At 45.4% G+C, this 7,581-nt stretch carries 8 protein-coding genes; 5 read left to right on the top strand and 3 right to left on the bottom strand.

Annotated elements, in window-relative coordinates; genetic code table 11:
• Nucleotides 1-186 (top strand): sodium/proton-translocating pyrophosphatase (locus tag AB7U21_RS08815; RefSeq protein ID WP_428388383.1); only part of this gene is annotated, 186 nt, incomplete at its 5' end.
• A 100-nt stretch (nt 187-286) separates the two neighbouring features.
• Nucleotides 287-1,183, top strand: a complete 897-nt coding sequence (locus tag AB7U21_RS08810; RefSeq protein ID WP_333787076.1) for a hypothetical protein — start codon at nt 287-289, stop codon at nt 1,181-1,183.
• 7 nt (nt 1,184-1,190) lie between these two features.
• On the opposite strand, the gene AB7U21_RS08805 is transcribed toward AB7U21_RS08810, so the two are convergent.
• Nucleotides 1,191-2,099, bottom strand: coding sequence for a TIGR00269 family protein (locus AB7U21_RS08805; RefSeq protein WP_428388381.1), 909 nt, complete (start codon nt 2,097-2,099; stop codon nt 1,191-1,193).
• Nucleotides 2,100-2,278: 179 nt separating this feature from the next.
• Between AB7U21_RS08805 and AB7U21_RS08800 the strand changes: the two genes are divergently transcribed.
• On the top strand, nt 2,279-3,619 hold the full coding sequence (locus AB7U21_RS08800) for a tripartite tricarboxylate transporter permease (protein ID WP_428388379.1): 1,341 nt from the start codon (nt 2,279-2,281) through the stop codon (nt 3,617-3,619).
• A gap of 8 nt (nt 3,620-3,627) precedes the next feature.
• Here the strand turns inward: AB7U21_RS08800 and AB7U21_RS08795 are convergent, their stop codons facing one another.
• Both AB7U21_RS08795 and AB7U21_RS08790 read right to left on the bottom strand, forming a co-directional pair.
• Nucleotides 3,628-4,395, bottom strand: coding sequence for a carbon monoxide dehydrogenase accessory protein CooC (locus tag AB7U21_RS08795; RefSeq protein ID WP_333787079.1), 768 nt, complete (start codon nt 4,393-4,395; stop codon nt 3,628-3,630).
• A gap of 45 nt (nt 4,396-4,440) precedes the next feature.
• A complete protein-coding gene (locus AB7U21_RS08790) occupies nt 4,441-5,154 on the bottom strand; it encodes a hypothetical protein (protein ID WP_333787080.1) in 714 nt (237 codons plus the stop codon).
• Nucleotides 5,155-5,273: 119 nt separating this feature from the next.
• On the opposite strand from AB7U21_RS08790, the gene AB7U21_RS08785 reads away from it, so the two are divergent.
• On the top strand, nt 5,274-6,149 hold the full coding sequence (locus AB7U21_RS08785; RefSeq protein ID WP_428388376.1) for a cation diffusion facilitator family transporter: 876 nt from the start codon (nt 5,274-5,276) through the stop codon (nt 6,147-6,149).
• 50 nt (nt 6,150-6,199) lie between these two features.
• The gene (gene aroC, locus AB7U21_RS08780; protein WP_333787082.1) at nt 6,200-7,291 is read left to right on the top strand and encodes a chorismate synthase; all 1,092 of its coding nucleotides are present in this window, start codon (nt 6,200-6,202) and stop codon (nt 7,289-7,291) included.
• The last annotated feature ends 290 nt before the right edge of the window (nt 7,292-7,581 follow it).

Below are 7,581 nucleotides of genomic sequence, written 5' to 3'. Positions count from 1 at the left end.
AAGTACATAGAGGATGGAAACTTTGGTGGAAAAGGCTCTGATGCACACAAGGCTGCAGTTGTAGGTGACACCGTAGGTGATCCCTTCAAAGACACTTCCGGTCCTGCCCTCAATGCTCTGATCAAGGTGGTCAACATGATCGCCATCCTGTTCTCAGCTCTTTTCATTGGCAAAGGACTGCTTTAAACGATAAGAATGTAGGAGGCCATCGGGCCTCACTCTTTTATTAAGTTTTTAGGAACATTTTTTATATTAAAATGTATAAGGTAGCTACAGGAGCAGAAGCATGTATGAAGACATGGGCACATTACTGAACAAGGGCTATGGGACATGGACAAGGAACATGGTGATAGCAGTTCCTTTCATTCTGGACCTGATGGCAACGATAATCTTTTCCTTGTTCGCTGTAGCTCTTTTTGTAATAGTCTTTGTAATGCCTGAAATAGCTTCTTCCACTGTAGCCGATAACATACCACCGGAAGTATATCTGGAAATATTAAGTTCCCTCTTAAAAGAAAACCTGCTGCTTTTCATAGCAGGTACTTTATTCCTCTTGCTACTGTTCTTACTCATCGGATCATTTTTCGAGGCCGGAGCTATTGGTATGTGCAGTCTTGCATTACTTAGCGGCGATACATCCTTAGGTCAAATGTGGGTATCCGGGCGCCAACATGTCCTGAACCTTCTGCTTGCTAAAACGCTCGTCGGCCTTATAATAATGGCCGGTGTGATCTTTCTCGTACCCGGTGTACTCAGTTCCGACAGACTTGAGACATTAACGACCGATCCTGCCTCCACAGGAAGTGTACTGATAGTACTTGGGACAATGGCCTGGTTCCTGTACGCCCTGGTTGGCAGCATATTACTTTTCTTTGTAGAGTATGCTCTGGTTGTGGATGATCTGGACCCCATCTCTGCACTTGAAAAGAGCCTGGAGTTCTTCAGGGAGAACAAGACCGGCGTGATCACTATTATCGGAATAATAGTTGCGATCTCCCTGGCACTGGAAATATTTGGAAGTGCTATCAGTTCAGTGGAAGCGCTCGCAAACGTATGGAGCCTGGTCTACCTTTTCATTTCAGTGCTTATGATCAGGCCCCTCACAACCATCTGGATCACACGCATGTACATGGACCGTACAGGAAAAGAACTCTATTCCTTTGACATGTACGCTTTTGAATAAAGGACCTTCAGGCTTTTCCCAGTAACTTGCAGGCCTGACATAGCTCACCACTGCACGCCTGCCCGCAGATGCGGCAATTCGCAAGCTTTGCAATAGGCATTTCCCTGGCAAGGACATCTGCTATCTTGTCAAAACTACTCAGAAGAGCATATTTTGTTCCCGGATGCTTATCCTCAAAATCATCCAGCATTTCCCTCACTTCGCCCCTCATGGCTTCATGCGCATAGGGACAGGCACCGGTACTAAGTGGCAGACCATTGAGATAGGCATACATTGCAACCTCCTTTTCAGGAATGTAACGCAAGGGTTTCATCCTGAGCACCAGCCCTTCCAGCTCACAGGGAGGAACAAGACGTACCATACGTGCCACATCTCCTTTGAGATGGTTCAGCATTATCGTTTGGGCCTCATCGTCGAGGTTGTGGCCAATCGCAAGTTTAGTGGCACCTAATTCCAGCGCCTTGCGGTTGAGAATGGATTTACGCAGGACACCGCAATAACTGCAGGTCCCTTTTTCACGGTCCCAGGAAGCAATCTCATCCATTGTTCTGTCATATTCTTCCCTGAAAGAAAGAATAATATGCTCCACACCAAGCCGGCTGGTAAGCCCTTTAGCCTGTTCCAGGGTATTGTGCCGATATCCTGCTATGCCTTCGTCAACTGAAAGAGCAATGAGTCGGATATCCGGACGTGCTCCCAGGATCTTATGGAGCATATAGAGCAGTACACTGCTATCCTTGCCTCCGCTTACAGCCACGGCTATTGTTTCATTCTTTTTCACCGGATAATGTTTGCGTATGGTGAGCTTTATCTTCCGTTCCACATCTTCCATGAAATGCTTCCTGCACAGGTGCATACCGGAATATCTCTGGTATATAATGGAATCATGTTTGCACTTATCACACTTGATGCTCATAGGTTCATTCCTGCATCAAAAAAGGCATTTTCCTATTTATTGTTGTGGTGAGCAGATGACTTTGCTGGCTACAGTTACTACCCGGAATTACAACTAACTGGAAAAACTTATAAAGATAGAGACCATCTTTGGGGTATAATTTTCACTGTTCTAAAAACGAAATGGATGAAACAATGCCTATGATCACTGAAGATATATCCGTGCTTCTTTTATTGCTGTCTGTACTTGCAGGTTGCCTGATGGGGGTAGTGTCTGGATTGATACCCGGATTGCACAGCAATAATTTTGCGATGTTACTGGTATCTGTATCCCCTATGCTTATTGAGAGCGGCATACCAGCCATATATATCATCTTCATGATCCTGGCAAACTGTATCACTCACACCTTCCACGACATAATACCTGCCATCTATCTGGGAGTGCCTAACTCGGACATGGCACTGGCAGTACTCCCGGGACATCAGTTACTGCTCGACGGCAGAGGGCCCGAAGCCATTCGCCTTTCAGCTATGGGAAGCGCGGGTTCTGTCATTGTATCCATCATCCTGCTTTTGCCTTTCGGGGTCCTGCTGTACACAATATACCCACTGATACAGGACCACATTGGCTGGATGCTCCTCTTCATAGCTTTGCTGATGATCATAACAGAGAAAGGCGAGTATGTACCTGGTCAGGGATCCCTGGTTCGTTACAGGCATATTTTTTATGCATTTGTAGTGTTTGGGCTGAGTGGGCTGCTGGGTATCTTTGCGTTCGGGAAAGAAAACTTGGCAAACTCACTGTTTGAATCGGATAGTCCATCTATACTGCTTCCTCTGTTAAGCGGCCTGTTTGGAGCTTCCCAGTTAATAGTAAGTCTGACGACAGGTTCGGTAATTCCACCCCAGCGCACTTCGCTGATCACCCTGCCTGCTAACAGGGCAATAAAAGCAATTGCTTCGGGAAGTTTTGCAGGTTCTTTTGTAGCGTGGCTGCCGGGGGTATCATCTTCTGTCGCCACATTGCTCGCAGAACAATTAGGTAGGATAAAGGGCAAAAAGGATCATACCAAATATAATATGACAGATGACCCTCTTAACGAAGCCAGAGAGTTCATCGTATCAGTGTCAGGTGTCAACACTGCGAATGCGGTTTTTGGACTGTTCGTATTTTTCTTCATTGGCAGGGCCCGTAATGGAGCAATTGTGGCGATATCATCTTTCTTAGAACCATCAGCAATTAGCATACCCATTATCCTTATTCTGTTATGTGTGGTTATCCTTGCATCGATGTTTTCCTATTATTCAACTATCAAGATTGGAAATACCATTCACCTGTTCATGGAAAAAATAGACTACAGGAAACTGAGCATCGCAGTACTGACAGGTCTTGTAGTTATGGTCGCTGTATTCACAGGGGTATTCGGGATCATAATATTCCTCATGGCCACATCCATAGGACTGCTGCCATCTTTCATGCATGTGAGAAAAAGTAATGCCATGGGTGTGATCTTACTGCCGGTTATCCTGTATTTCCTATAAAATGAATATTATTGTTGCTCAAAACCATTGATCATCTGCATCATGTTATCCTTGATCTGTGCCACAGCATCCACCCATTTGCCTCCCACATCAATGGGTGCAACGCCTTCAAGATCTGCACGGACAAGGTCTTCATCGTAAGGTATCTCACCGAGCACAGGTATTCCCAGTGCCTCAAGCTGCGGTTTAAGGTTCACAGACTTGCCCTTGTTGATGACCGCTGCCAGATGTTTTACACCTATATCCTCGGAAAGGTGCTTGATCCTTTCAGCGGTTTCCAGTGAACGTTTACCCGGTTCAACAACGACTATCATAAGATCGATGCCCTTCGTGGTGCCTCTGCCCAGATGCTCGATCCCTGCTTCCATATCAAGTATCACTGCGCTTTTATCCTTCAGTACTACATGCCTGAGGAATGCCTTAAGGAAAGAAGATGCAGGACACATGCAGCCACTGCCTCCGGTGTCAATGGTGCCCATCACAAGCATCTTTACATTGTCAGGACCAACTACCCCGAACCTGTCTACGATATCGTCAACTTTGGGGTTGAACTTGAACATGCCCCCTTTTTCCCCTGCCCGCTCTTCGATCATATCCTGATAGTCAGTGAGAGGATCCGGAGGATTGCTTATGCCGATGGATGAAGCGAGGTTCATATCTGCATCAGCATCTATGGCCACTACATCAAAACCATCCCTTGCAAGCATCCGCGCAAGAGTCCCCGAAAGCGTGGTCTTACCTACACCGCCTTTACCTGTGACAGCAATTTTCACCATGCACTGAACAGGGTCATTATATAAATTATACCTTCCGGTATCCTGTTACTCCACAGTCTGTATCAGGTCTGTCATTTCTTCTAATTCCTTCCTACCATCGATGAAGAGCAGTTCTTTTCTGGAATCCCCCAGCTGAACGGCGAACTTTCCATCGGGAACAAATCCGATGATCATAGTACTTGAATTTTCATCATTGTATGTCACCACCATCCCCAATATGCCCACATATGATCCATTCCCGGAGAAATTGCCTTTATAGAAAAAAGCATTTGCATTGTTGCCATTGTCCAGCTGCAATTCGGTGGTATTACCCCATCTGAGACTGGAAATATTATTATCTCTGTTCGTACGCTCAACGCTTGGAGACATAAGAGAGGAAAAAGTTTCCAGAGGCAGTTTTTTTCCGCCCGGCATAGTGATCCGGTATGTTATGATAGTGGGCGCAGGGAACGCTTGTTTGCTATCGATATGAAGCCTGGATGTAACGTTCTGGATACCCCCTCCCACGACAGAAGAGATTTCTTCATCCTGATACTTAACTTTTATTAGGCTCATGGTAAGAACAGTATTCTTGGTTATGTTGTGTTCGATCTGAGAGACCTCTGGGTCTCCTACCTGCAACCATCCATGGATAGTAAGCTGATCATTATCCAGAAGAGCAGCAGATGCTTCCGGAGCTTCAAGACAACCTGAAACCACGATAGCAGATAACATGGCACCCATAAAAAGGAAAACTTTGTAAGATGAAGATATTTTCATGCGTATTCATTTGCTGGAGATCAGATATTAAGATAGCTATAGGAATAATTGATCCTAACTCCATTGTTCAGGTCTGAGGATCATAACCTTTTATACAATACTATACTAACCTTTTACAGATGGATGCACGTTATAAAAAAGTACGGAAAATACTGATCCAGGTCCTATTCCTGAACCTTGCGGTTTCCTTTGCAAAGATAATCTATGGCTCATTGACCAATACACTCAGTATGCAATCTGATGGTTATCATTCCCTGTTCGATGGTGTCTCTAATATAGTGGGCCTGATAGGCATCCAGGCAGCCTCCAAACCTCCTGACGCAGAACATCCCTATGGGCATCGCAAGTTCGAGACAATGGCATCTGTCTTTATCGCTGTGCTGCTGATGTTTGCCGGCTTTAATATAGTGAACTCAGCTTTACATAGATTCGGAACTGGGATCATGCCCGAAGTAACGACATTTAGTTTTCTGGTCATGGTCGGTACAATGACAATCAACTACATGGTAACCACCTATGAACACAACAACGGAGTAAAATTGCAAAGTGAAGTGCTGATAGCCGATTCCATGCACACCAGAAGTGATATCTATGTATCCCTTTCTGTCATCCTGGGACTCATTGCCATAAAAGCAGGTTTGCCTGTACTTGATCCGATCATAGCGATCATAATTTCAGGGATCATCATCTATACAGGCATCAGGATAATCATGAAAAGCTCTTCCGTTCTGTGTGATACGTCTCAGCTCAACGCTGAAGAAATACATAGCGTAGTATGTGCGGTGGATGGAGTTATTGACTGTCATAATATCAGGACCCGAGGGACTGCAGGTCACATATACATCGATCTGCATGTGGAAGTGCATCCCACAATGCCTACTCTCAAGTCCCATGACATTGCCGATACTGTGGAATATGAACTGAAACAACATTTTGAAGGTGTCCAGGATGTTATAATCCACATAGAACCCACTTCACTTGAACCTGCTTCATGACCCGGAAATGCGGGATAAACTATAAGATAAGTAAGGATGATTTACTAACGATGTCTGGCAACACTTTTGGAACTGCCTTTAAGGTAACGACCTGGGGAGAATCACATGGCAATGCCCTGGGGGTAGTGGTGGATGGAACTCCTGCAGGTCTGCTTCTTGATGCCTCCGTGATACAGAAGGAACTGGACAGGCGAAGACCCGGACAAAGCAGTGCCTCTACATCACGCAACGAATCCGACGCCGTAGAGATACTGTCAGGTGTGTTCGAAGGAAAGACCACTGGCATGCCAATTTCCATGATGGTCCGCAACAAGGATGCAAACTCAAGTGCTTATGATTATCTGCGGACTATCCCAAGACCCGGGCATGCAGATCTGTTGTACAGGGAAAAATATGGGATCAGGGATCACAGAGGCGGAGGCAGGTCATCCGGGAGGGAAACTCTTGGCAGAGTGGCTGCAGGCGCCATTGCAAAACATTTGCTTTCCTGCTACGGCATCACAGTTGTTGCACATGTGATCGAATTGGGGGGCATTGTAGCTTCCGAACTGTCTTTTACCGAAGTGATGGATAACGTAGAGAAAACACCGGTCCGTTGTGCTGACCTCAGGACAGCTTCAAGGATGATGCAAGCGGTCGAAGATGCGCGCAAAGAAGGTGACAGCCTTGGGGGCATAGTAGAGGTCATTGCCACAGGAGTTCCCAGAGGTCTTGGCGAACCTGTATTCGATAAGCTGGATGCTGATATCTCAAAGGCACTGATGAGCATAGGCGCTGTAAAAGGATTGGAGATAGGTGCTGGTTTTGCAAGTGCACGCATGAAAGGCAGCCAGATGAACGATCCGTTCATAGTAAAAGACGGACAGATCACATGTCCGACCAACAACGCAGGCGGTATAATTGGCGGCATATCCACAGGGCTTCCTATTATATGCAGGATTGCGGTCAAACCTACGCCATCCATCTCAAAGAAGCAGAGAACAGTGGATATGGAAAAGGTCCAGGAATGCGAGATAGAGGTTCATGGAAGACATGACCCCACCATACCCCCTAGACTTGTGCCTGTGGCTGAGGCGATGGTTGCGATCGTGCTTGCAGACCATATGCTGCGCAGCGGTTTCATCGATCCGGCATCTATTTGATGCAGAGATTTTTTGATAAGAACGAAATGTAGATTTTTTTTCTGCCCATATAATAAAAAGAGGGCATTACATGATTGATACTGTCTGTACCTTTTCCCATGGGAAGGTAGAATAAGCATGTTGTTGACTTATCGATATGATATCCTCCTTGGAGGAAGTATATTAGGAGTAATCTATATAGTTTAATAAAAGCTTATAAATGAAATCTTTTTATTGATCGATACAATGCTATTATTGTATCAACATTGAATATAGATAGATATATGGTAAATCCATCATATTTATGTATT

Source organism: Methanomethylovorans sp., assembly GCF_050177135.1.
Classification (GTDB): Archaea; Halobacteriota; Methanosarcinia; order Methanosarcinales; family Methanosarcinaceae; genus Methanomethylovorans.
Note: the sequence above shows the minus strand (reverse complement) of the source record. Positions and strands in the feature narration are given on the sequence as shown.

Bases quoted from the DNA above. Each gene is read 5' to 3' on its own strand.
- aroC (WP_333787082.1), top strand. From the start codon at position 6,200: ATGTCTGGCAACACTTTTGGAACTGCCTTTAAGGTAACGACCTGGGGA.
- AB7U21_RS08800 (WP_428388379.1), top strand. From the start codon at position 2,279: ATGATCACTGAAGATATATCCGTGCTTCTTTTATTGCTGTCTGTACTT.
- AB7U21_RS08805 (WP_428388381.1), bottom strand. From the start codon at position 2,099: ATGAGCATCAAGTGTGATAAGTGCAAACATGATTCCATTATATACCAG.
- AB7U21_RS08790 (WP_333787080.1), bottom strand. From the start codon at position 5,154: ATGAAAATATCTTCATCTTACAAAGTTTTCCTTTTTATGGGTGCCATG.
- AB7U21_RS08810 (WP_333787076.1), top strand. From the start codon at position 287: ATGTATGAAGACATGGGCACATTACTGAACAAGGGCTATGGGACATGG.
- AB7U21_RS08785 (WP_428388376.1), top strand. From the start codon at position 5,274: ATGGATGCACGTTATAAAAAAGTACGGAAAATACTGATCCAGGTCCTA.
- AB7U21_RS08795 (WP_333787079.1), bottom strand. From the start codon at position 4,395: ATGGTGAAAATTGCTGTCACAGGTAAAGGCGGTGTAGGTAAGACCACG.